The sequence below is a fragment of the Nocardia iowensis genome, assembly GCF_019222765.1.
Taxonomy (GTDB): Bacteria; Actinomycetota; Actinomycetes; order Mycobacteriales; family Mycobacteriaceae; genus Nocardia; species Nocardia iowensis.
In genome coordinates, this window is sequence record NZ_CP078145.1 from 1,607,646 (window position 1) to 1,628,406 (window position 20,761).

A 20,761-nucleotide genomic window follows, 5' to 3' on the forward strand; every position below is an offset into this window, starting at 1 on the left:
CGAAGTACGGATTGCCCGGAGTGGCAGTAGACAAGCAGCGATCACGGCTCGTCGGCCTGATCGCGGTCGGCCTGATCGCGGCGGTGGTCGCGACCATCGCGCTGCAACGGGAGCTGCGCTCCGATGATGGGCTGCACATCGCGATGCACACCGAACAGATCGGCGACGGCATCGTCGCGGGCACCCCGGTGCGGGTGGATGGCGTGCAGGTCGGCACGGTCACCGAGATCGACCCGGCCGAGCGGGGAACCCAGCGAATCACCTTGCGGCTGGATCGCTCTCAGCTGCACGGCATCGACGACAGCCTGCGAGTCGACTACGCCCCCGCGAACCTCTTCGGCATCAGCGAGATCGAGTTGCGCCGTGGCTCCGGCGGTTCGGCTCTGCGCGACAACAGCGTGATCGACCTGACCGGTGCCAATTCCGCCGCGATCTTCGACGCCACCATGGGCAGCATGCTGCGCAACCTGTCGCAGAGCGGCGATTCGGTGCTGACCCCGCAGATGGCGACGGTGATCAGCCAGGTTTCCCACGACATGAAGGCCTTCACCCCGCTGGCGCAGGCGATTATCCAGGCGGCCCAGATCGTCACCGACAACCAGCGGATGCCACCCTCCGAACTGGCCGCCCGGCTCGGACCCGCGTTCTACGGCGCAGGCGATTTCGCCGGCGCCAACGAGGTGATGGTGGACATGCTTCGCAATATCCCACGGCTGCAGTCGAATCGGGAATCCTTCGACGCAGGCGTGCGGATGCACACCGACACGCTGCTGCCGGGCATAGCCGACCTCGGCAACGCGTTGGGTGACGACCTGTCCGGGGTCACCGACATGCTCGCGCCGGTGCTGACGCTGCTCGCCCAGATGGTGCCGCAGCCGCGACAGTCGGGCGCCGAGCTGACCGAGTTGCTGCGCCGCCTGCGCGCGGCCATGCCGGACACCCCGAACGGGCCCGTGCTGAACGCCGAGATCGACCTGACCGGAATGCCCGTGCTGGCACCCTTAGTGGCGGGTGTCCGATGACGGTGCGTGCCGCCGGCTGGCGGCTGGGGTTGTTCGCCGTGGTGATGATCGTCGTGCTCGGCATCGTCTGCACGGCGATCAAGCGACCGGTGTCCGGACCTACCGAACAGCACTCCGCGCTGTTCACCGATGCCAACGGTTTGAAGGTCGGCGACGACGTGCGCATGTACGGCGTGCAGGTCGGCAAGGTCGACGGTATCGAGCTCGACGGGGTGCAGGCGCGAGTTCGGTTGTCGCTGAAGACCGATGCGTCGATCTACGACAACTCGAAACTGGCCATCCGCTACCAGAACCTCACCGGCCAGCGCTATATCGACCTGCAGCAGCAGCCGCGGCCCGGCAAGCGCATCGCGGGCGGCACGACGGTCGGCGTCGAGCACACCGTGCCGTCGTTCGATGTGACCAGCATGTTCAACGGCCTGAAGCCGGTGCTGGCCACCATCTCCCCGGAGGAGATCAACCAGTTCAGCGCGAGCATGGTCGCCCTCATCGAGGGCGACGGCAACGGCATCGGACCCGCGCTGGCGGCGATCGACAAACTCGCGGCGCACGTCAAGGACCGGCAGGTGGTGATCGACAAGGTGCTGCAGAACCTGTCCGACCTGCAAGAAACAGCCGGCGGGAAGGTCCACTACATGGTGCCCCTGCTGGCCCGGCTGGCCGACATCTTCTCGGGCCTGCAATCCAATATGGCTGGGCTGGCCCAGTTCGCCGCGGCCGCGCCCTCGGTGCTCGGCCCGCTGGAAAATCTGTTCAACGCCCTCGGCCTGCAGAGCCCCGACGATGTGGACGCGTTGATCAGCAAGATCTTCCCCGATCCGCAGCAGGCCCTCGAGGTGTTCGACAAGCTGCCCGGACTGTTGGCGGGCTTCGACGCGGCGATCCCCAAATCGGCCGTGGCGGGCTGGAAGCCGCAGTGCTCCAAGGGGCAGGCGGACGTGCCACAGGTACTCGGCGTACTCATCGCGGGACAGCAGGTGGCGGTATGCGCTGGGTGAGTGGGATGTTCGCCGATCGCCGGGTCGTCGGCGAGCAGGAGAAGAAGCGGCGCGAAATCCGGCTCGGCATCGCCGGCGTCGTGTTGATCGCGGTGCTGGCCGTCGCGGCGGGCGTGCTGTACGTCGTCCCGATCGGTAAGCAGACCTACAGTGCCGATCTGGCGGAGGCCCAGTCGGTGCAGGCCGGTGACGACATCCGCGTCGCCGGGATCAGCGTCGGCACGGTGAAATCGCTGGAGCTGAAACCGGATCGGGTGGTCATGCGCTTCACCGTCGACTCCAACGTGTTCGTCGGCGACCAGTCCACGCTGGATATCCGCATGCTCACCGTGGTCGGCGGCAACTATGTGGCGCTGTTCCCCTCGGGCACGACACCGTTGGGCGACAAGCACATTCCGCCGGACCGGGTGCGGCTGCCGTACAGCCTGGTGCAGACCTTCCAGGACGCGGCCGAGCCGCTGCGCAAGATCGATGGAGACACGTTGCGGCGCAACCTGGCCGCGCTCGGCACCTCGGTCGCGCAGGCGCCGGACACGCTGCGCACCACCCTCGACAGCCTCAACAGCTTCGTCGACGACCTCAATCGCCAGCACACGATGATTTCCAAGGCGATCGCCAACGCCGACGAGTACGTGACCATGTACGACGGCGCCAAGAGTTCGCTGGGCAGGCTGGTGCAGGCAACCAACCTGATGGAGGACCTGGTCCTGGGCAAGCGTGCCGAGCTGCGCGAGGGTCTGCGGCTGTTGAATGCGGTGATCAGCAAGGCCGCGGCGATCGCGCCGACCTACGCGGAGCTGAAGCCGAAGCTGCAGCCGCTGTTCGACGCCGTGCCACGGCTGACGGAACTGCTCGACAAGCTGGACCCGGTCGTCGCCTCGGTGCAGGACCTGCAGCAGAAGCTGTCGGCGATGGCGATTCCCGACGGCGGCGTGACGATCGACCAGTCCGGTCAGACCATTACCGCGCCACCGAACGCGATCGCGCGGGTGTGCGTGCCGCTGCCGGGGAGGGACTGCTGATGCTGCACAAGATCCTGGGCTCGCGGGCGTTCATGTCGGTATCGGGCGCGCTCGTGGCGGTCGCGCTCGTCGTCGTGGGGTATTTCATCGCCTTCGATCCGATGAAGCAGACCCAGAGCTACTGCGCGATCATGCCCGACAGCGTCGGCCTGTACGTCGGCAATCAGGTGACCATGCGGGGCATTCCGGTGGGCACCGTGACTTCCATTGCCCCGCAGGGCAAGTCGGTGAAGGTCGAATTCGACGTCGAAGCCGATAAGCCGGTCTACGCCGACGCGGGCGCCACCACGCTGGCCGACAGCATCGTCGCGGCTCGCGAGCTCGCCGTGGTGTCCGCGGGCAAGGACACCGCGCGCTGGAACGCCGCGCAGTGCATCACCAAGACGCTGACGCCCAAGAGCGTCTCCGAGACGCTGAACGCGGTCGCGCAGCTGTCCGCGCAGATCTCGGGACCGGACGCCAAAACCCCCGACGCCCTCGCCCAGGGTTTGTCGCAGCTGAACGCGGCGACCGCGGGAACCGGGCCGCAGATCAACGACATCATCAAGAAGCTGAGCGGGGCGATGGCCTCGCCCGATGCCGACATCGGCCATCTGGTCGGCGTTTTCGACGCCTTCGCCTCGGTCGGCAAGAAGGTCGAGGAGCACTGGGGCGACATCGAATCGATGTTCCGCCGGTTGGCGCCGGTGCTCAGTGCGTCGCGCACCGATCTCCTGGAACCCGGTGCGCAGGTGATCGACGGACTCGCGCAACTGCTTCCGGTGCTCAACGACCTCACCACGGCCTTCGGCGATCCGATCATGAAGGCCCTCGATTTCACCGTGCCGCTGGTGAAGTTCCTGCGTGCCCGGGTCGGATCGCTGGCCCAGGTCGTGTCGATGATGCCGGTGCTGACCGACGCCCTCCGGTCGGTCGGGCAGTCGGGGATCATCTATGCCGCACCGAAAGTCGCGATCCCGCAGCAGCAGGCCGACCAAGTGTGCGCGGTGCTGAACGCGCTGGCGCCGGGCCGCTGCGACGCCGCGGGGGGTATGGCGAAGGTCGACATGGCGGCCCTGATGTTCGGATTGGCTGGTGCGCGATGAGGATCAATCGGGACGAGACCGGGCGGCTGGTCGTCACGCTTGCCCGGGTGCGTAGCGAGAATGGTTGCCGCAGTGGCCGTTTCGTCGCCGGGCTCGCGGTGGCGCTGGCGCTCACGGTGCCCGCCGCTGGCTGCTCGTTCGACCCGTCCTCGGTTCCGGTACCCGGCTCAGAGGTCTCCGGCGACACCTACGACATCCACATCCAGTTCGCCAATGTGCTGAACCTGCCCGCGCGGGCCAAGATCATGGCCAACGGCGCCCAGGTCGGCACGGTTTCCGGGGTGTCGGTGGTGGATTCGGCCGAGACCGGCGGGCGCGGCGGGTACGTGGTGGTCGACGCCAGGATCTCGAGATCGGCACGGCTGCCCGCCGACACGCACGCCGAACTGCGGCAGAACACCGTGCTCGGCGACATCCATCTCGCGCTGCTCACTCCGCCGGACGGCTTCGACAAGCTGCTGCCCGAGGGCGGCACGATCCCGCTGGCGCAGACGAAACCACCGGTGCAGCTGGAGGACACGATGGCCGCGCTGGCCACGTTCACCCAGGGCGGGGCTGTGCAGCAGGTACAGGACACCATCGAGCAACTCAACGATGTGCTCCCCACCGATCCCGCGCGAACCGCCCAGATCGGCAAGACCCTGGCCGACGACGCCGTGGATCTGGGCAACCACCTGGACGAGCTCGATTCGCTGCTCGACGGTATCGACAACAACACCAATGTGCTGCACGGCATCCGGCCGGTGCTGGCTGACCTGCTGACCCAGGAATCGGTCGACCAGATGACCGGCATCGCTCCGTCCATCGTCGGCGTGACCAAGATCTTCAGCGTGCTCGGCCCGATCGGCACCTCGCTCACCTGGCTCGGCCCGCTGCTGAACAGCGCGGACGGCACCGTGCAGGCGTACCTGCCGCTGTTGGCGTCGGCCCGGCCGTTGGATCTGAGCCAGCCGTCGAATCTGCAGGCGCTGATCTCGCTGGTCCGCGACAAGATCATCCCATTCGCGGAGCACGGGCCCAAGGTGAATATCACCGGCGTGAAAACCGATGCCCCCGTGCCGATTCAGGACCAGACGGACCGGATCATCCAGACCCTACGCATGATCGGAGTCGTCCGATGAAGCTCGGTCCGCTCGCCTCACTGGGCGGTATCGCCGCCATCACCGTGTTCGGCGCGGGATATCTGACGTTCGGTGTGGTGCAAGCCGATCCGCTGGCCGACTACACCCACGCCACCATGGTGCTGACCAATTCGGGTGGCCTCGCCGTCGGATCGCCGGTGTTGCTCACCGGCATCGAGGTGGGCCGCGTCAGCTCGGTGACCAACAGCGCGGGCGGCGTCGAGGTCGGGCTGAAGCTCGCCGCAGACCGGCGGGTGCCCACCGACAGCATGGTCACCATCGAGCACCTGTCCGCACTCGGCGAGCCCTACGTCGAGTTCAAGCCGAATTCCGGCGACGGTCCGTACGTGCGCGACGGGCAACAGCTGAAGACCGCGAATGTGCGGACGCCGCTGTCGATTCCGGAGGTCGCCCGGCTCGCCACCAAGACGTTGAACCAGCTCGATCCGACGGTGGTCGGCTCGCTGGTCGACACGGCCGAGAAGTCGCTGGCCGACACCGACGGCGCGATCCCGAATCTGGCCCGCTCGGGTGATCTGCTCGCGGCGGCCATCATGAGCCGGAACCCGCAGATCGCCTCGCTGCTCAACAGCTTCCAGAACACGGCGACCAACATGGACTGGGTAGGGCCTTCGTTCAGCGCCGCCGCGCCCGAATGGGTCAAGTTCACCCAGGCGCTGAGCGAGCTGGTGGCCCATGTCGGCCGCATGGTCGACAGCCAGCCGATCGACGAGTACACGACAGGAAACGGGGTCGCCCCGTTCACCGCGAAGACCGTCGACAGGTTGCGCGAGCTGCAACCCGAGCTGAGTTCGCTGGCCCCGGCGCTGCGGCCGCTGGTCGACGCGATCGTCTCGGCCGCGCCGCGCATCGACATTTCCGACCTGATCTCCCAGGCTCTCGCCGACGTCGACGCCGATGGCGCCGTCAAGGTGCGGGTCGCCGTCAAATAGAAAGGAGGACGCGATGTCGAACGACGTTGTGACCGAACCGAAGCTGGGCAGCGACGAGGCGGAGGCCACCCGCGGCGCCGAGCCGGTGCGTAACCCGAAGACCGTCTCGATTCGCCTGTCCACGGTCGCGATCGCGGTCGCGGCGGTGGCGTTGGTCGGCGCCACCGCGGTCTTCGCCGCACTGTGGGCGTCCGCGCGCGGTGACCTCAGCGATCGTGACGCCGCCGCTGCCGCCGACCAGCACGCCGAGCAGGTCGCCACCGACTACGCGCTCGGCGCCTCCACCATCAACTTCCAGGACGTCAACTCCTGGGTTGCCAAGCTCAAGGCCAACACCACCCCGCAGCTGGCCACCAAGTTCGACGCCACCGCGTCGAAGCTGCAGGACATCCTGGTTCCGCTGAAGTGGACCTCGACCTCGACCCCGATCACCGCCAAGGTGATGAACACCGACAACGGGATCTACAAGGTGAACGTCTTCTTGAACGTCACCTCGACCAGTGCCCAGACGCCCGAGGGCGCGCAGAGCACGGTCACCTACACGGTCAACGTGGATCCGAACAATGGCTGGAAGGTCGCCGATGTCGGTGGGATGGCGGGTGCGCTGCCGAAGCAGTAACGCGCTTCGCCGGCTTCGGCCGGTAGCGTCACTATTAAATGAATAAAGTGGTGGCTATTTCCAGCAAATGGCCCTGACCTGCGTAAATGCAATTTCATAAATTGACGATTGAGCCAGCAACCTTCGGGTAACGTGCAATGAAGAACGGCTTGTGCATTCGTACCGGTATTTCCCTGTCCAGCAGTGAAGGCGGTTTCGATGGCGACACCCGGCGGCAGTCACGACCCCGAAGTCGGTCGCGGATCCGGCAACAACCGCGCGCTGGTCATCGCGGCCGTGCTCGCCGCCGTGCTGGCGCTGGTGGTCGCGGCAGGTCTGCTGTTGCGGTCGAATGAGGACTCGGAGGACGACAACTCGCCGCCGTCGACAACCACCTCCAAGGCCAGAACGATCAGCTCGTCGCCCACCATCAGCCCCGGCCGGATGCCAGGACCGCCGCCGCCCACTCAGCTGAGTCCAGGTCCGGCGACGCCGGTGGTTCCGGCGCAGCCCGCACGCAAGATCGGCGACGACTGCTCGGCGGGCGGGATCGTCGCGCAGTGGGACCTGCGCGACGGCCAATGGGCGTGCATCCCGCAGGCGCAGGGCCGGGCCGAACATCAGGTCGGCGACGACTGCTCACACGACGGCATCGTCGCCCAGTGGGCGCTGAGCCCCGACGGCCACTGGGTCTGCGTCCCGCAAGAGCAGGGCGGCGACGAACATCAGGTCGGCGAGGACTGCTCGCACGACGGCATCGTCGCCCAATGGTCGCTGACACCAGACGGCCGCTGGGTCTGCCTCCCGCAGGAGCAGGGCGGCGGCACCACCACCGAACCCGTACCCACCACGCCCACCGCACCAGGCACGCCCTAGGCGTATCGACGCAGGGCAGCGCCTCAGGCTCCCGTGTCCGGCACCGGTGCGAATGCCGCACCGGCCGTCATCAGTCTCGCCGCCAGTGCGCGACACCGCCTTCCGAGTTCTGGCGGATCGAGTACCTCGAAGTCGTGGCCCAGCAGGACCATGTGCATGAGCACGACGTCGAGGCTGCTGTCGGCGCCGCTGAGCACCTCACAGAGCTCGCTGCCGTGCGGTTGTACGGCGGCCGCCGACGCCGGAATCTGCGCGCGCACCGTGTCGGCCGACGCGTGCACGAGGAACCGCGCTCGGTGCGGGTAGACCCGGCTCGCCACTCCCTCCTGCACGTAGGTCGCCGCGTCGGGCGCGGGGCGCGGACGGAACCGCCAGGTCCGTGCGGACACATCGGTCATCCGGTCGACACGGAAGGTGCGCCAGTCGTCGCGATCGAGGTCGTAGGCGAGCAGGTACCAGCGCCGGTCGGAGGCGACCAGCCGGTAGGGCTCGATCCGCCGCTGTCGCACCGCGCTTCCGGACGGGTAGTCGAAGTTGATTTCGACCTCGTCGCGGCAGGCTCTGGCCAGTGTCATGAGCACGTCGGCGTCGACCGGTGTCCGGCCGCCGTCGAAGGACTCCACCGACTCGGCGAGCGCGCGCATCTCGTGCCGTAACCGGTTGGGCAGCACCCGGTCGAGCTTGGTCAGCGCCCGAAGTGCCGCGTCACCGGCGCCCGCGACCGCGCCACCCGCGCCGACCAGCAGTGCGACCGCGGTGACGATCGCCTCTTCGTCATCGAGCAGCAGCGGCGGCAGCTCCTGTCCCGGGCCGAGCCGGTAGCCGCCGCCGACACCGTGGCTGGCTTCTACCGGATAGCCGAGCGTGCGCAGTCGTTCGACATCGCGCCGTACCGTGCGCGGCGTCACCCCGAGCCGGTCGGCGAGTTCGGGGCCGGTCCAGACCTGGCGCTGCTGCAAGAGCCCGAGCAAGGTGAGCACCCGCTCGGTCGTGCCCCGCTCGTCGCCGTCCATGGCACCCATCTTGCCGCACAATAGCGGACCGATTCTGTCCGCTAGGGGTGCCAAGGTGGCGTCATGGACACAGACGAACTCGACCGGAACCGGACACTGCGCGAGCAGTGGGAGTTCCACTGGAACCATCAGTTGCGAGCCCGGCTCGACGGCCTCCCCGACGACGAGTACTTCTGGTCGCCGGTGCCGGAGGCCTGGAGTGTGCGGCCGCGCGGCAGCTCGACCGCGCCCATCCAAGCCGGTGCCGGGGACTTCACGATCGACTACGCCATCCCGGCGCCGGACCCCGCGGCCTTCACCACGATCGCCTGGCGGCTCGGCCACGTCATCGTCGGCGTGCTCGCCGCGCGCAACGCGGCACACTTCGGCGCACCCGCGGCGTCCTACGAGAGCTGGGAATACGCCGCGAGCGCGGCCACCGCGCTCGACCAGCTCGAAGCCGAGCTCGATCGCTGGCTGGCGGGGGTGCGCAGCCTCGGCGACGCCGGACTCCGCGTTCCGGTCGGTAATAAGGAGCCCTACCCCGAACTGCCCATGGCCGACTTGGTGCTGCACGTCCATCGCGAGCTGATCCACCACCTGTCCGAGGTCTGCCTGCTGCGCGACCTCTACCTGCACACCAAATCTGCTGCCCGCCAGGAGGAAACCGCATGACCGTGAAGACGACCCACCTCGATCCTGAAGAACTGCACTACAACCCGGCCTTCACGCAGGGCGTGATCGCGCCCGCTGCCCAGACGCTCTATGTCGGTGGCCAGCTCGGCACCGATAGCACCGGAAATCTGCTCGGCGGTATCGAGGCGCAGACCACTCAGGCGATGCGAAACGTGCTGACCGTGCTCGCTGCCGCGGACACCGGTCCGGAGCATGTCGTCAAACTCAACATCTACCTGGTCAACGGGGTCGACGCGCAACTGGGATACGCGGCGGCGCGGTCCGTGTGGGGTGACCACCGCACGGCCATCACCGTCGTTTCCACCGCGGCGCACGCGCGCCCTGGTGCGCTCGTGGAGATCGACGCTGTGGCGATCGTCCCCGAATAGTGCCGTGGCACTGCCGAAGCCGAGGCCGTTGTCCCGGCTTCGGCAGGACGAGTCCGAGCCGGGCCGAAAATCGATCGACACGGCTGAGATGCTCGACGCGTGACCGTCGTTCCGGAATTCTTCGCTACTCGTCTCACCAACCAGGAGGGTGCGCCCGCCCGCGCCTGGCTCGACCGCCTGCCCGGCCTCGCGGCGCACTACGCCGACCGCTGGCAGCTCACTTTCGACGGTCCGTCCATGCACGGTTACGGCGGGCTGGTGCTGCCGGTCCGCCGGGCCGACGGCAGCCCGGCCGTGCTCAAGCTGAACTATCTGACTCCCGAGACCAAGGATGAGCCGGTCGCGCTGGCCGCGTGGCAGGGTGACGGTGCGGTGCTGCTGTTCGACAGCGACCCCGAAAACGGGGCACTGCTGCTGGAGCGTTTGGCGGCTGGACGGTCACTGGAAACCGAGCCGATCGACGATGCCGTGCGGATCACCTGCGAACTGATGCGCAGGCTCGCAATTCCGGTGCCGCAAGACATTTCACGCAACTTGCGGACCGAATCCGCGGCCTGGGCCGAGGAACTGCCGCGGGAGTGGGAGCGGCTCGGCGCACCGTACCCCCGCAAGCTGCTGGACGCGGCCGTCGAGGTGTGCACCCAGCTCGGACCAGGCGCGGACCAGTTGCTGGTCAACGAGGACCTGCACTTCGAGAACGTGCTCGCCGGAGAACGCGAGCCGTGGCTGGTCATCGACCCTCAGCCGTTGGCGGGCGATCTCGAATTCACCACCCTGTCACTGCTGTGGAGCCGCCGCACCGAATCCGCCCTCGACGACCGCTTCGCCGCCGTCGTCGACATCGCCGGACTCGACGCCGACCGGGCCCGCGCGTGGACCCTCGTCCAGTGCGCGCGAAACTGGCTGTGGTTCGCCGAGGACGAGGATTGCGACGACCCCGGCTACCCGTCCGTCCAGGAGATCGGACCGTGGGCACTGCGTTGAAATCGGTTGCTGCCGAGCTGAATTGACCGTAGCCGCCGCTCGGTGTCTCGGGGGTGAACGTTCACGCGTGCGCGGTTTTTCCACCGTCGATGACGAGCTGGGCTCCGGTGAGATACGGGTGCTCTGGGGAAGCGAGGGTGAGCGCGAAGGCCGCGATCTCCGCGGCGGTCGCGAGTCGGCCGAGTCCAGGAACATTGCTGCCCGCCCACTGTTTCATCAGCACCCGCCACGCGTCATCGGGAATGTGCTCCATGCCCGCGGCTCGGCGCACCAACTCGGTGTCGGTGGTGCCGGGGACGAGTGCGTTGACCCGGATCCCGTCCGCCGCATAGTCGAGCGCCGCCGACTGGACCAAGCCGACAAGCCCGCGCTTGCTAGCGGTGTACGCACCACGACCCGCGTCCGTCGCGAGTGCGTTACTCGACGAGGTGACCACGATGGTGCCTCCGCCGCTGCGAAGCATATGCGGCACTTGATATTTGATGGAAAGGAAGGTCCCGCGCAGGTTGGTGTTCAGGACCCGATCGAACTCCGCAGTGCTGTACTCGTGCAGCTTCTTCTGAATGGTGATGCCCGCGTTGTTGAACGCGACATGCAGTCCGCCATAGGTTTTCACCGCCGCGTCGACAAAACTCCGGACGTCGTCCTCGACCAGGACATCCGCGCGGATGTATGTCGCCTCACCTCCTGCCGCCCTGATCTCGCGCTCCACCGCGTGCCCGCGCCCCTCCCTGCGGCCACAGAACGCGACCCGCCCGCCCTCGGCGGCGAACAATCGCGCCGCCGCGGCGCCGATCCCCGAGGTCGCCCCGGTGATCAGCACGGTCTTGCCTTCGAACCGCCGCAACGCCGTCGGTTCGAACCGAGGCGGGTTCGAATTCGCGCCCAGCGCAACACCTCCGGCCAGACCCGCACCCACACCGACCGCGAGCCCGGACGCGGCAGCCATCGTGCCGAGCAGCCGCCTGCGGCTCGGCTTCGCTGCCTGCGTACTGTTCCCGGTCGGCTTGGTCCGGGAATCGGGTTGCTCGCCACCATCGGACACCCGCACCGAGTCGTCTTCGTTCGTCATGCCACCACCCTCGCGAGAACCGTGCTCGGGTGAATCCCTCTGCGGGCCCGAATCGCCGGACATATGGCGGACGCATGCGCCGTTCCGGTTCCTCCTCGAGGATGAGGCGGCTCCTCCGCTGGGAGGAACCGGGCAACGCGGGCGCACGGCATGATGGTGCCGTGGTGAGTTCGGCTGGGGTGACGCGTGGGGTGGAGTCCTGGCTCGATGTGCGGTTCTTACCGGTCCGGATGCTGGTGCTGGTGCTCTCGGCGGTGGGTTGCCTACTGTTCCTCACCGATTCGCCGAGCGTCCTTGACTGGACGATCGGGATGTTCGCGGTGCTGGTCACCGCCGGTGGGGTGGGCCGACCGTTCGCCACGTCGCTCGTGGTGAGCGGTCTGCTGCTGCTCGGTTTCGAGATCGGCGATACCGGACCGATGGTGGCCAAGGTCGCCGCCGCGATCGCATTGCTCGAGTTGTCTGCCCGCCGGTCCGGCTGGCAGCCGTGGTTCGCCGCCTGTGCGGTGGCCGCCGCCTATTTCCTGCATCCCAGCGGCGACCTCGCCGCGAACGGTTATCGAGCGGTGGTGATGGCGGGCGCGCCGCTGCTGGTCGGCGCCCTGCTGCGCGCGGCACGCGAGAGCGCCGACCACGCGCGACGACAAGCCCACGAGATCGCCCAGCGCCGTGATGCCGAAGTGGCGGCCGCCCGCGCCGTCGAACGAACAGCCATCGCCAGGGAATTGCATGATCTGATCGCCCACCACGTGTCCTCGACCGTGTTGCGCGTCGGTGTCGCCCGCCATGCCATGCCCGACGCGCCACCCGGGGCCAGGCAAGTCCTCGACGACATCCACGCCAGCGGCAAGGAAACCCTCACCGACCTGCGCAGGCTGGTCGCCATCCTGCGTGATCCCGCGATGACCGGCGACTCCTTCATCGCGCCAGCCGACCTGCCCAGCGCACTCATCGCCGTGGTGGATCGCGCACGGCAATTGGGCATCACCGTCGATGCCGAGGTGACCGAGGAGGTCACCGATGTCGATGCGGTACTTGCGCTTACGCTGTTGCGGCTCACCCAGGAGGGCATCTCGAACATCGCGAAACATGCTGGGCCGGGCGCAACAGCGAAGTTGACCATTGCCATGCGCGACAGCGAAATTCAGTTCACGTTGCGCGACAATGGGTCGAACTCGAACCCTGGCAACGGCCTGGTCGAAGGGCGCGACAAGCCCTCGGCCGCACCGCCGTACGCCGCGGCGGGTCATGGACTCGGCTTGATCGGATTACGCGAGCGCGTCGAACTGCTCGGCGGCGAGTTCTCCGCCACCGAGGTCGGCTCGGAATGGCAACTCGCAGCACGCCTTCCGACCGGTCGACCGGTGCTGTCATGACGATCCGCGTCTTCATCGTCGATGATCAGCACCTGGTCCGCGCCGGTCTGCGCATGCTCTGCGAGACCGACGACGGCTTGGCGGTGGTGGGGGAGGCCGCCACCGGCAGCGACGCCGTGCGGCTCGCCGAGCAACTTACTCCCGACGTCGTCCTGATGGATCTGCGCATGCCGGGGATGGATGGAATCCGCGCCACCGCGGCCATTCTCGCTGCCAGACCGGCGACCCGCGTGGTCGCGCTGACCACCTTCGACGACGATGACCATCTATACCCGGCACTCGCGGCCGGTGCCTGCGGCTTCCTGGTCAAGGACGCCTCGCCCGCCGACCTGCTCCAAGGCATCCACCGCGCCGCCGCGGGCGACCACCCGTTCTCTCCCGATGTCCTACGCCGCGTGCTCGATTCCGCACTGGCGGCCCGCACCAGCCCGCCGCAGGCCGAAGCTGTCGCACCCTCGGGCCTGACGGCTCGCGAAGTCGAAGTACTCGCCCTCGTCGCCGAGGGCCTCGCCAACGCCGAGATCGCCCAGCGCCTGCACCTCGGCATCACCACCGTCAAAACCCACGTCACCAACCTGATGGCAAAAACCGGCACCACCAACCGCGTCCAACTGGCGGTCTTCGGCATCCGGCCCCGCTGACACCCAGCGACCCTCGCCCCGCGCACCAACCCCGCGCACAGAGTTGCTGGAAATTTCATGCGCGGCACCGCAACTCGTGCGCGGCGGCGCGTCAGTGGGGGTGTTGGGCGGCGTAGGTGGCGCGTTCTTGGGCGCGGCGGTGGGTGCGTTCGGGGCTTTCGAGGTCGGCGGGAAGGCCGTGTTTGGCAAGCCGGTGGGCCCTGTTCATCGGCATGAACGCGGCTGTATAGAACAGGGCGAGGAGTAAGGCGAGCAGCACCATCGAGCCGCGTAACCACAGTTCGCCTGGGAAGAGCAGGAAGGCCGCGAACAGCGGGGTGAACGGGATCAGGCCGCGCAGGATGTGGCGGGCGGCGGCGTGCTTTCCGGTGAGGTCGTTGCGCACCCAGTCGATCATCGAATCGGGCAGGCGGCGTCCGAAGACGTAGCCGATCCACTGGATCGGGTTGGGCCGTCGCTGTTCTCTGGACATGCGTGGGCTCCTAACTGGGTGGGGCTCAGGCGAGCACGGATCGACGTGCGGCCTCGTTGACGCGGGTGAGGACTTCACGCAACTCCTCGAGGTCGGCCAGCGTGACGCCGAGCCGCTCGACTACCGCGGGCGGGATCCGCACGGCCTGCTCGCGCATCGCGGCACCGGCCGGGGTCAGGTTCACCACCAGGTTCCGTTCGTCGCGGCTGTCCCGTTCGCGGGTGATCAGTCCGGCACTCTCCAGTCGCTTGAGCAGCGGCGAGAGCGTCGGCGAGTCGAGCTGAATCGCCTCGGCGATCGCCTTGACCGACATCGGCGCCTCACCCCACAGCGCGAGCATCACCAGGTATTGCGGATGGGTGAGGCCGAGTGGTTCCAGCAGCGGCCGATAGACGGCGAGTACCGCGCGGTTGGCCACCGCCAAGGCGAAGCACACCTGCCGGTCGAGCTGTAGCGGATCGTCCATCAGAGCTCCTGTCTTCTGTCGTCAACGTTAACGCACGAACAGTTAATGCATTAACTATGTGGGCGACATCTCGTCGGAGAAGCGTGGTTCCGGCGTGGGTGATCGTTAGTTTGAGACACATGCAGAACGACGCCGGTCGCATCCACGAGCTAGACGCTGTCCGCGGATTCGCCCTGTGCGGGATTCTGGTCGTCAACATCTGGCAGCTCACCGACATGACCGCGGTGAAAGCCCCGGGCGAGATGGTTCCGCTGCGGCACGTGCTCTCGGTGTTGTTCGAGGGACGGTTCTTTCCGATCTTCTCGTTCCTGTTCGGGCTGAGCTTCGCACTGTTCCTGGACAGCGCCGCGCGGCGCACCGAGCATCCGCGACTGGTCTTGATCCGGCGGCTTGTCGCGCTCGGCGTGCTCGGGTTCGTCCATCATCAGTTCCAGCCGGGTGAAGCGCTGTTGCCGTACGCGATAGTCGGATTGGTGATCCTGTTGCCCGCCGCGAGCCTGCCGCGCTGGGCGGTGCTGATCGCCGGGCTCGCCACGACGGGTGTCGGATTGGCGCTCGGCGGCGGGTTCGGTCTGGTGCCCGGCCTGTTCCTGCTCGGCCTGGCGACCGCCCGCTACGGCATCGCCGAGACGCTCGACGAGCGCGGCTGGCAGATCGCTGCCGTTTTCGCGCTCGCCCTGCCCGCCGCGGTGGTGACCGCGATCTGGGAGTTCCGCACGCCGTACCTCGACCTGCTGGCCAGCAGTGCCCCGCCGGTCGCCGGTCTGCTCGGTGCCCTCGCATACCTGACCGGCATGTTGCTGGTGCTGCGCACCGAAACCGGCGCGGTACTCGCGGAGGCGCTGGAGCCCCTCGGCCGAATGGCATTGACCAACTACGTCTCCGCAACAGCCTTCATCCTGATCGCCGCGCCACGCCTCGGCCTGTCCGGCTCCGACAAGTACGGCGCACTACTCGGCCTGGCCACCGCGATAATCGCCGTCCAGGCAATAGTCAGCTGGTCCTGGCTGAAGATATTCCGGTACGGCCCCCTCGAATGGATCTGGCGCAGTGTGACCTGGTGGGAACTGGTGCCCGCCCGGCGCGAGCTGGAAACCAGCCGATATCGATGAGAACGCACGCGGTTTCAGCCGAGCTCCACCGGCAACGTAAACGGCCCACGATGCCGAAACCCTGAGCGCCACGCAATATCCCGGGCGTCCACCGTCAGAGTGGTGCCAGGCCAGCGAGTGAAGAGGTAGTCGAGCGCCGTCCCGGCCAGCGTGCGCACCAGCGCGTTACCCAGGCAGGAGTGCGGGCCGTAGCCCAGGTCGAGTTGCGCGTGCGGCGCGCGCCTCAAGTCCAATTCGTCTGGCCTGTCGAACGTCTCGGGGTCACGGTTGGCGGAGGCGAGGCACAGCAAGACCGTTTGCCCGGCCCGAATGGTGTGCCCGCCGATGGTCAGATCGGTGATCGCGAAACGTGGCCCGGCGAGCACCTGCGGCGACAGGTAACGCAGCAATTCGTCTACTGCGGAATGCTTTTCCGTCGCCGTGCGCAGGATATGGAGCTGGTCCGGCCGCCCGAGCAGCGTCAGCACCGATCCGGCGATCAGGTCGACCAGCACCTCGTACCAGACGAACAACAGATAGAACAGCAGCCCGGCCAACTCGTCCGCGGTCGGCGACCCGGTGTCGTCGTGCGCCGCGACCAATCTGCCGAGCAGCGTATCGGCACGCACCGCCCGCGCCTGTTCCGTTGTCGCGGTGATGATCGCGCGCATGGTGTCCAAGGTGTCCCTGGCACGCGGGGGAGTGGCCGCGGGCAACAGCGTCGAATTTGCCCAGTCGAGCAGACGTTCGCGTTCAGCCTCGCCGAGTCCGAGCAGTTCGCCGAGCACGGCGGCAGGCAGCGGTACGGCCAGCTGCTCGACGAGATCCACCTCGGTGCCCGAATCCAATTCCCGCAGAAGGGAATCGACCAACGTAGGGGCGAGCCGCGTCCATTCGGCCAGCCGTCGCGGCGACAGTTCGCCGGTCACTATCCCACGTAAGCGCGCATGGTCGGCGGGTTCGGTGAGCAGGAAGGCGAGCAGCGACGGCGGGACCGTGAAACCGCGATAGTCGTCGGTGCCCGCCCGCCGCACGTTGGTCGACAACCGGTCGTCCAGCAACCCGGCGCGCACATCGCGATACCTGGTCACCAGCCACGCGGACGGACCGTCGGGCGTCCGTATCCGATGCACCCCGCCCTCGGCGCGCAGGCGCGCCAGCGTCGGCCACGGATCTGCCGCGAACCCGGCATCGAATACCTCCGTCACCCAGCCATCATCTCGCATTGTGCGCCAGTACTTTGCACGGTTCCGGCGGCTACGGAATCGCTATCGATCGGCAATCAGCCGAACGGCGGTTCGGCGCGGCGGGCGAGCAACTCCCGCGCTACCTCGCAGACTGGGCGGTCATGGACCAGTTAGTGCTGATGTTCGTCATCCTGTTCGCCGCGATCTTCGCCGAACCGCTCGGCAAGCGGCTCGGCATCGCGTCGGCGGTGCTGATGACGGTGTTCGGGTGCGTGGTGGCGCTGGTTCCGTTCGCCCCGCGTATCAATATTCCGCCCGACCTGATTCTGCCGTTGGTACTGCCGCCTCTGCTGTACGCGGCGGCGCGACGCACCTCGTGGCGGCAGTTCGCGGAGAATTGGCTGTTGATCGCCCTGCGCGCGGTGGGCCTGGTCGCGGCGACGGCCGCCGTGGTGGCCTTTGTCTTCCATGCCTGGTATCCGGGACTGCCGCTCGCCGCCGCCGTCGCGCTCGGCGCTTTGGTCGCACCACCGGATCCGGTCGCGGCCACCGCGCTGGCGGGCCGGCTCGGGCTGCCCCGCCGCCTGGTGGTGGTGCTGGGTGGCGAGGGCCTTTTCAACGATGTCACCGCCATCGTCATCTATGGTGTCGCGATTCAAGCCGTGGTCACCGGCCGGTTCTCCGCGCCGCACGCGGCGGCCGAATTCGTGATCTCCGCGGTGGTCGCGATCGCCGTCGGGCTGGTGCTGGGGTGGGCGGGGAGCAGGCTGACCAACTACCTCGCGGAGGCCACCTGGCAGGTGGCGTTGAGTCTGCTGCTGCCGTTCGCCGCCTACGGACTCGCCGAGGCGTGGCACGGCTCCGGCGTGCTCGCCGTGCTGGTCTGTGCGCTATATCTGACCGACGCCGTCACCGAATTCGGCGACTCGGACTACCGGCTGGTCGGCACCGCGTTCTGGGACATCATCGAAATGCTGTTGAGCGGTTTCGCTTTCGGCCTCATCGGCCTGGAACTCGGCGCGGTACTGGACGCAACCGGCGGCGACTGGCCGAGGCTGCTCGGCGGTGCGGCCGCCGTGGTCGCCGTCGTGGTCGGGCTGCGCCTGGTCTGGCTGATGGCCACCTGGGCGATCGGACAGACCTGGTGGCGTAGCTCGCGCGCCGACGAGCCCTACACCTGGCGCGAGACCATCGTCACCTGGTGGGCGGGCATGCGCGGTGTCGCGACCGTCGCACTGGCACTGGCCATCCCGTTCATCACCGACGACGGCGCCGACTTTCCCGGCCGCACCGAAATCCTGTTCACGGCCTTCGTCGTCGTGCTGTTCACCCTGTTGCTGCAAGGAACGACGCTGCCGTTCGTCGTCCGGCTCACCGGCGTGCACGCCGACACCCAGCGCGAGCGCGAACTCGAACGGCAGCTCTGGGAGCGCGTCATCAAGGCGGAATTGGCGCGGTTGAAGGAGATTGCCGCCGCCGAACAACTACCCGACGACGTGTACGAACGCCTCCGCGACGGCCTCCGGCAACGAATGGCCCGGGCCGACCCACAGGCCGCCGACGCGGACGCCGAGTCGGCGGCCGCCCGAAACCTGCGGCTGGCCAAGAAGTTACGGGTGATCCGGGCGGACATCATCGACGCGGGCCGTCGCGAAGCCCTCAATGCCCGCCGGGAACCCGGCATGCCGCCGGACCTGGTCGACCGGGTCACCCGGCGACTGGACCTCGGCACGCGCTGAGCCGAGTTCGCTACCCGAGCAACAAGATCAGCTAGCCGATACCCCGGTGTCGCGGATCGCCTCGAGCACTTCGTTGTAGGTGAGGGAGGAGTTGACGATGGCGCTCTCCGACGCCACATCGATGTCGACGGAATCGACACCGTTGACCCCGCGTAGTTGGGACTCGATGGCGGAGGCGGACTCGCGGGTAACGTTATGCAGGGTGATGGTGTACGAACTCATGTACACCGAATAGACCGAATCGACGAGCGCAAACGCCGTCGAGCAGTGGTCTTCGATTTTCCTACGTTTGGTCGCCGAGTCCCCGGGAATAGCTGGGGTGTCATACAACTCGACGCAACAGGATTGTCATGATCATCATCATCGGGCTTGTCGTCTTGATCGCAGCAGTGATCATCGGGGTCGCCGGCGTGGTGGCGAACAACGGTGAAGCCAATTTCCTACCAAGTGATTTCGCCGTCTTCGACTACCACTTCCACGGTTCCAGTGGTTTGCTGTTCGGCTACGGCATCGCCCTTGGCGCCATCGGCACGCTGGGCCTGGCCCTCCTGCTGACCGGTGTCTGGCGTGTCTCCCGCCGTAACATGGCGGCACGTCGCGAGCTCAGGCAGTCCCGCCGCGAAATGGCGGCGGTCCGGCGCGATCTAGCGGACGGCACGCCACCGGCCCGTCAGGAGCCCGCACCGCAGCCGCACCGCGAGCCCGTCTGGAGTCGATTCGTGCGCCGCCCGGCCACGGCTCCCGCCGGTGACACTTCGCGCGCCGACAGCACGCTCCGCGTGCAGGCGCCGACGTCGAAATAATCATAGAGAAAAGGAAATACAACCATGATTATTCTCGGACTTGTCCTCCTCATCGCGGGGTGGCTGCTCGGAATCGGATTACTCACCACCGCGGGCATCATCATCCTCATCGTCGGCCTCGTGCTGATGATCGCGGGTTCGGTCGGCCGCCCCGTCGGCGGTAGGCGTTGGTATTACTAGGGATCGGCAATGAACAAATTCGAAGACCGGATCGCGCACCAGGTGCGAGCCGCACGGGGCAACGTCAAACGGATTCTCGGTCGCACGTCGGGTGACCGGCGAATGGAGGCCGAAGGACGTCGAGAACAGACTCGCGGCAACCTCGAGCGTGCTGCGGATAAATTGCGGGCCGCGTTCAAACGGTAACCCTGTTCGAACGCCGACCCAGTAGCCGATATCAGCCGAGGGGCCAACGCCCCTCGGCTGATATCGGCTGTCACCGCGTTATTCGCGATGGGTCTTTGAAATGCGGCCGCTCCGGCGGCTCGGCCCCGGTCATCGTCCGTATGGTCGCGCGGGCCAAGTCGATGATCTTCATATTGCGGCGCTGGGATGCCTTGCGCAGCAGGTCGAATGCGGCGTCGCGATCGCAGCGTTGCTGACCCATCAGAATGCCGAGTGCCTGATCGATCACCGTTCGCGAGGCCAGCGCGGCCCGCAATTGGTCGGTCAGGTCGGCTTGACGTGTCGCGGCGAACACGGCCGTCAGCAGGACGCCGGTGTGCTCGGCGGTCAGGTTGATCGCGCGTTGCGACCGTTCGTCGAATGCGTTGGGCATGCGCGCGTAGAGATTCAGTGCCCCGACCGGCTTCCCTTCGGCCAGCAGCGGCTGTGCGTAGATTGCGTGGATGCCGTGGGCGAGAACCCGCGCCGGATAGTCGCCCCAGCGTTGCTCGTGCGTCAGAGCAGGCACGGACACCGGCTGCGCGGTATCCATGGCCGTCAGGCACGGACCGTGCCGCTGGTCGTACTGGGCCTCATCGACCACGATGACCTCGGTCCCGGTCGCCGCGACGGTGGCCGGCTCCCCGGCGAGCCGCATGGTGACGCCGACCATCGGCCGCCCGGGCAGCATCCGGGACACGATCTCGGTAAGGGCGTGCAGTGCGGCGCCGATGTCGTTGGTGGACAACAGCAATGCTGTCAGTTCGGCCATCCCGGTGGCCAGTTCGTCGCTCGTGCTCGTCTGTTCCGGCATC

The 20,761-nt window shown here is 67.4% G+C and carries 25 protein-coding genes; 18 read left to right on the top strand and 7 right to left on the bottom strand.

Annotated features, from left to right (window positions below; genetic code table 11):
* Positions 1 to 20: 20 nt before the first annotated feature.
* The 8 genes from KV110_RS07240 (at position 21) to KV110_RS07275 (ending at position 7,675) form a co-directional block, all read left to right on the top strand.
* Positions 21 to 1,022, top strand: coding sequence for an MlaD family protein (locus KV110_RS07240; protein ID WP_246634382.1), 1,002 nt, complete (start codon positions 21 to 23; stop codon positions 1,020 to 1,022).
* Positions 1,019 to 2,020, top strand: a complete 1,002-nt coding sequence (locus KV110_RS07245; protein WP_218474519.1) for an MCE family protein — start codon at positions 1,019 to 1,021, stop codon at positions 2,018 to 2,020. Before KV110_RS07240 ends, KV110_RS07245 begins: the two co-directional genes overlap by 4 nt.
* Positions 2,008 to 3,042 (top strand): MlaD family protein, encoded by a 1,035-nt coding sequence (locus KV110_RS07250; RefSeq protein WP_218474521.1) that lies wholly within the window; start codon positions 2,008 to 2,010, stop codon positions 3,040 to 3,042. The genes KV110_RS07245 and KV110_RS07250 overlap by 13 nt, the downstream gene beginning before the upstream one ends.
* Positions 3,042 to 4,127, top strand: a complete 1,086-nt coding sequence (locus tag KV110_RS07255) for an MlaD family protein (RefSeq protein ID WP_218474523.1) — start codon at positions 3,042 to 3,044, stop codon at positions 4,125 to 4,127. The genes KV110_RS07250 and KV110_RS07255 overlap by 1 nt, the downstream gene beginning before the upstream one ends.
* A complete protein-coding gene (locus tag KV110_RS07260; protein WP_218474525.1) occupies positions 4,124 to 5,248 on the top strand; it encodes an MlaD family protein in 1,125 nt (374 codons plus the stop codon). Before KV110_RS07255 ends, KV110_RS07260 begins: the two co-directional genes overlap by 4 nt.
* On the top strand, positions 5,245 to 6,201 hold the full coding sequence (locus KV110_RS07265; RefSeq protein WP_218474527.1) for an MlaD family protein: 957 nt from the start codon (positions 5,245 to 5,247) through the stop codon (positions 6,199 to 6,201). The genes KV110_RS07260 and KV110_RS07265 overlap by 4 nt, the downstream gene beginning before the upstream one ends.
* Positions 6,202 to 6,214: 13 nt before the next feature.
* Positions 6,215 to 6,820 (top strand): hypothetical protein, encoded by a 606-nt coding sequence (locus KV110_RS07270; RefSeq protein ID WP_218474529.1) that lies wholly within the window; start codon positions 6,215 to 6,217, stop codon positions 6,818 to 6,820.
* 198 nt (positions 6,821 to 7,018) lie between these two features.
* Positions 7,019 to 7,675: a hypothetical protein gene (locus KV110_RS07275; RefSeq protein WP_218474531.1), complete on the top strand. Its 657-nt coding sequence runs from the start codon at positions 7,019 to 7,021 to the stop codon at positions 7,673 to 7,675.
* Between the two features lie 23 nt (positions 7,676 to 7,698).
* Here KV110_RS07275 and KV110_RS07280 read toward each other — a convergent pair whose 3' ends face one another.
* Complete coding sequence (locus tag KV110_RS07280) at positions 7,699 to 8,697, bottom strand: helix-turn-helix transcriptional regulator (RefSeq protein WP_246634383.1); 999 nt, start codon at positions 8,695 to 8,697, stop codon at positions 7,699 to 7,701.
* 54 nt (positions 8,698 to 8,751) lie between these two features.
* On the opposite strand from KV110_RS07280, the gene KV110_RS07285 reads away from it, so the two are divergent.
* The 3 genes from KV110_RS07285 to KV110_RS07295 all read left to right on the top strand — a co-directional run bounded on the left by KV110_RS07285 (position 8,752) and on the right by KV110_RS07295 (position 10,715).
* Positions 8,752 to 9,342 carry a DinB family protein gene (locus KV110_RS07285; RefSeq protein WP_218474533.1) on the top strand — a complete coding sequence of 197 codons (591 nt, stop codon included), beginning with the start codon at positions 8,752 to 8,754 and terminating at the stop codon, positions 9,340 to 9,342.
* Positions 9,339 to 9,731 carry a RidA family protein gene (locus KV110_RS07290; RefSeq protein WP_218474534.1) on the top strand — a complete coding sequence of 131 codons (393 nt, stop codon included), beginning with the start codon at positions 9,339 to 9,341 and terminating at the stop codon, positions 9,729 to 9,731. Before KV110_RS07285 ends, KV110_RS07290 begins: the two co-directional genes overlap by 4 nt.
* Before the next feature lie 99 nt (positions 9,732 to 9,830).
* Complete coding sequence (locus KV110_RS07295) at positions 9,831 to 10,715, top strand: aminoglycoside phosphotransferase family protein (RefSeq protein WP_218474536.1); 885 nt, start codon at positions 9,831 to 9,833, stop codon at positions 10,713 to 10,715.
* 61 nt (positions 10,716 to 10,776) lie between these two features.
* Here the strand turns inward: KV110_RS07295 and KV110_RS07300 are convergent, their stop codons facing one another.
* A complete protein-coding gene (locus tag KV110_RS07300; protein ID WP_246634384.1) occupies positions 10,777 to 11,787 on the bottom strand; it encodes an SDR family NAD(P)-dependent oxidoreductase in 1,011 nt (336 codons plus the stop codon).
* A gap of 161 nt (positions 11,788 to 11,948) precedes the next feature.
* Here KV110_RS07300 and KV110_RS07305 point away from each other — a divergent pair, with 161 nt between their 5' ends.
* Positions 11,949 to 13,163: a sensor histidine kinase gene (locus tag KV110_RS07305; protein ID WP_246634385.1), complete on the top strand. Its 1,215-nt coding sequence runs from the start codon at positions 11,949 to 11,951 to the stop codon at positions 13,161 to 13,163.
* Positions 13,160 to 13,804 (top strand): response regulator, encoded by a 645-nt coding sequence (locus KV110_RS07310; RefSeq protein WP_218474539.1) that lies wholly within the window; start codon positions 13,160 to 13,162, stop codon positions 13,802 to 13,804. The genes KV110_RS07305 and KV110_RS07310 overlap by 4 nt, the downstream gene beginning before the upstream one ends.
* Before the next feature lie 91 nt (positions 13,805 to 13,895).
* On the opposite strand, the gene KV110_RS07315 is transcribed toward KV110_RS07310, so the two are convergent.
* Together KV110_RS07315 and KV110_RS07320 are read right to left on the bottom strand one after the other, a co-directional pair.
* Positions 13,896 to 14,276: a DUF5313 family protein gene (locus tag KV110_RS07315; protein ID WP_218474540.1), complete on the bottom strand. Its 381-nt coding sequence runs from the start codon at positions 14,274 to 14,276 to the stop codon at positions 13,896 to 13,898.
* A gap of 25 nt (positions 14,277 to 14,301) precedes the next feature.
* Positions 14,302 to 14,742: a MarR family winged helix-turn-helix transcriptional regulator gene (locus tag KV110_RS07320; protein WP_218474542.1), complete on the bottom strand. Its 441-nt coding sequence runs from the start codon at positions 14,740 to 14,742 to the stop codon at positions 14,302 to 14,304.
* Between the two features lie 119 nt (positions 14,743 to 14,861).
* Between KV110_RS07320 and KV110_RS07325 the strand changes: the two genes are divergently transcribed.
* Positions 14,862 to 15,854, top strand: a complete 993-nt coding sequence (locus KV110_RS07325; RefSeq protein WP_218474543.1) for a DUF418 domain-containing protein — start codon at positions 14,862 to 14,864, stop codon at positions 15,852 to 15,854.
* A gap of 14 nt (positions 15,855 to 15,868) precedes the next feature.
* Here the strand turns inward: KV110_RS07325 and KV110_RS07330 are convergent, their stop codons facing one another.
* Positions 15,869 to 17,041 (bottom strand): cytochrome P450, encoded by a 1,173-nt coding sequence (locus KV110_RS07330; RefSeq protein ID WP_218474545.1) that lies wholly within the window; start codon positions 17,039 to 17,041, stop codon positions 15,869 to 15,871.
* Between the two features lie 17 nt (positions 17,042 to 17,058).
* Here KV110_RS07330 and KV110_RS07335 point away from each other — a divergent pair, with 17 nt between their 5' ends.
* On the top strand, positions 17,059 to 18,759 hold the full coding sequence (locus KV110_RS07335; protein WP_246634386.1) for a Na+/H+ antiporter: 1,701 nt from the start codon (positions 17,059 to 17,061) through the stop codon (positions 18,757 to 18,759).
* A 27-nt stretch (positions 18,760 to 18,786) separates the two neighbouring features.
* On the opposite strand, the gene KV110_RS07340 is transcribed toward KV110_RS07335, so the two are convergent.
* Positions 18,787 to 18,981 carry a heavy-metal-associated domain-containing protein gene (locus KV110_RS07340; protein WP_218474546.1) on the bottom strand — a complete coding sequence of 65 codons (195 nt, stop codon included), beginning with the start codon at positions 18,979 to 18,981 and terminating at the stop codon, positions 18,787 to 18,789.
* A 128-nt stretch (positions 18,982 to 19,109) separates the two neighbouring features.
* Here KV110_RS07340 and KV110_RS07345 point away from each other — a divergent pair, with 128 nt between their 5' ends.
* Genes KV110_RS07345 through KV110_RS07355 form a run of 3 tightly spaced genes read left to right on the top strand, consistent with a single transcriptional unit; the run spans position 19,110 to position 19,928 of the window.
* On the top strand, positions 19,110 to 19,562 hold the full coding sequence (locus KV110_RS07345) for a hypothetical protein (protein ID WP_218474548.1): 453 nt from the start codon (positions 19,110 to 19,112) through the stop codon (positions 19,560 to 19,562).
* A 24-nt stretch (positions 19,563 to 19,586) separates the two neighbouring features.
* The gene (locus tag KV110_RS07350) at positions 19,587 to 19,742 is read left to right on the top strand and encodes a DUF6131 family protein (protein WP_167768950.1); all 156 of its coding nucleotides are present in this window, start codon (positions 19,587 to 19,589) and stop codon (positions 19,740 to 19,742) included.
* A gap of 9 nt (positions 19,743 to 19,751) precedes the next feature.
* On the top strand, positions 19,752 to 19,928 hold the full coding sequence (locus tag KV110_RS07355; RefSeq protein WP_218474549.1) for a CsbD family protein: 177 nt from the start codon (positions 19,752 to 19,754) through the stop codon (positions 19,926 to 19,928).
* A 70-nt stretch (positions 19,929 to 19,998) separates the two neighbouring features.
* On the opposite strand, the gene KV110_RS07360 is transcribed toward KV110_RS07355, so the two are convergent.
* The gene (locus KV110_RS07360) at positions 19,999 to 20,760 is read right to left on the bottom strand and encodes a GAF and ANTAR domain-containing protein (protein WP_218474551.1); all 762 of its coding nucleotides are present in this window, start codon (positions 20,758 to 20,760) and stop codon (positions 19,999 to 20,001) included.
* Position 20,761 lies beyond the last annotated feature (1 nt).

Excerpts from the sequence above, each read along its gene's own strand:
- KV110_RS07250 (WP_218474521.1), top strand. The coding sequence starts at position 2,008 with ATGCGCTGGGTGAGTGGGATGTTCGCCGATCGCCGGGTCGTCGGCGAG.
- KV110_RS07360 (WP_218474551.1), bottom strand. The coding sequence starts at position 20,760 with ATGCCGGAACAGACGAGCACGAGCGACGAACTGGCCACCGGGATGGCC.
- KV110_RS07345 (WP_218474548.1), top strand. The coding sequence starts at position 19,110 with ATGATCATCATCATCGGGCTTGTCGTCTTGATCGCAGCAGTGATCATC.
- KV110_RS07285 (WP_218474533.1), top strand. The coding sequence starts at position 8,752 with ATGGACACAGACGAACTCGACCGGAACCGGACACTGCGCGAGCAGTGG.
- KV110_RS07300 (WP_246634384.1), bottom strand. The coding sequence starts at position 11,787 with ATGACGAACGAAGACGACTCGGTGCGGGTGTCCGATGGTGGCGAGCAA.
- KV110_RS07280 (WP_246634383.1), bottom strand. The coding sequence starts at position 8,697 with ATGGGTGCCATGGACGGCGACGAGCGGGGCACGACCGAGCGGGTGCTC.
- KV110_RS07310 (WP_218474539.1), top strand. The coding sequence starts at position 13,160 with ATGACGATCCGCGTCTTCATCGTCGATGATCAGCACCTGGTCCGCGCC.
- KV110_RS07255 (WP_218474523.1), top strand. The coding sequence starts at position 3,042 with ATGCTGCACAAGATCCTGGGCTCGCGGGCGTTCATGTCGGTATCGGGC.
- KV110_RS07290 (WP_218474534.1), top strand. The coding sequence starts at position 9,339 with ATGACCGTGAAGACGACCCACCTCGATCCTGAAGAACTGCACTACAAC.
- KV110_RS07350 (WP_167768950.1), top strand. The coding sequence starts at position 19,587 with ATGATTATTCTCGGACTTGTCCTCCTCATCGCGGGGTGGCTGCTCGGA.
- KV110_RS07270 (WP_218474529.1), top strand. The coding sequence starts at position 6,215 with ATGTCGAACGACGTTGTGACCGAACCGAAGCTGGGCAGCGACGAGGCG.
- KV110_RS07320 (WP_218474542.1), bottom strand. The coding sequence starts at position 14,742 with ATGGACGATCCGCTACAGCTCGACCGGCAGGTGTGCTTCGCCTTGGCG.
- KV110_RS07265 (WP_218474527.1), top strand. The coding sequence starts at position 5,245 with ATGAAGCTCGGTCCGCTCGCCTCACTGGGCGGTATCGCCGCCATCACC.
- KV110_RS07340 (WP_218474546.1), bottom strand. The coding sequence starts at position 18,981 with ATGAGTTCGTACACCATCACCCTGCATAACGTTACCCGCGAGTCCGCC.
- KV110_RS07355 (WP_218474549.1), top strand. The coding sequence starts at position 19,752 with ATGAACAAATTCGAAGACCGGATCGCGCACCAGGTGCGAGCCGCACGG.
- KV110_RS07245 (WP_218474519.1), top strand. The coding sequence starts at position 1,019 with ATGACGGTGCGTGCCGCCGGCTGGCGGCTGGGGTTGTTCGCCGTGGTG.
- KV110_RS07315 (WP_218474540.1), bottom strand. The coding sequence starts at position 14,276 with ATGTCCAGAGAACAGCGACGGCCCAACCCGATCCAGTGGATCGGCTAC.
- KV110_RS07260 (WP_218474525.1), top strand. The coding sequence starts at position 4,124 with ATGAGGATCAATCGGGACGAGACCGGGCGGCTGGTCGTCACGCTTGCC.
- KV110_RS07325 (WP_218474543.1), top strand. The coding sequence starts at position 14,862 with ATGCAGAACGACGCCGGTCGCATCCACGAGCTAGACGCTGTCCGCGGA.
- KV110_RS07275 (WP_218474531.1), top strand. The coding sequence starts at position 7,019 with ATGGCGACACCCGGCGGCAGTCACGACCCCGAAGTCGGTCGCGGATCC.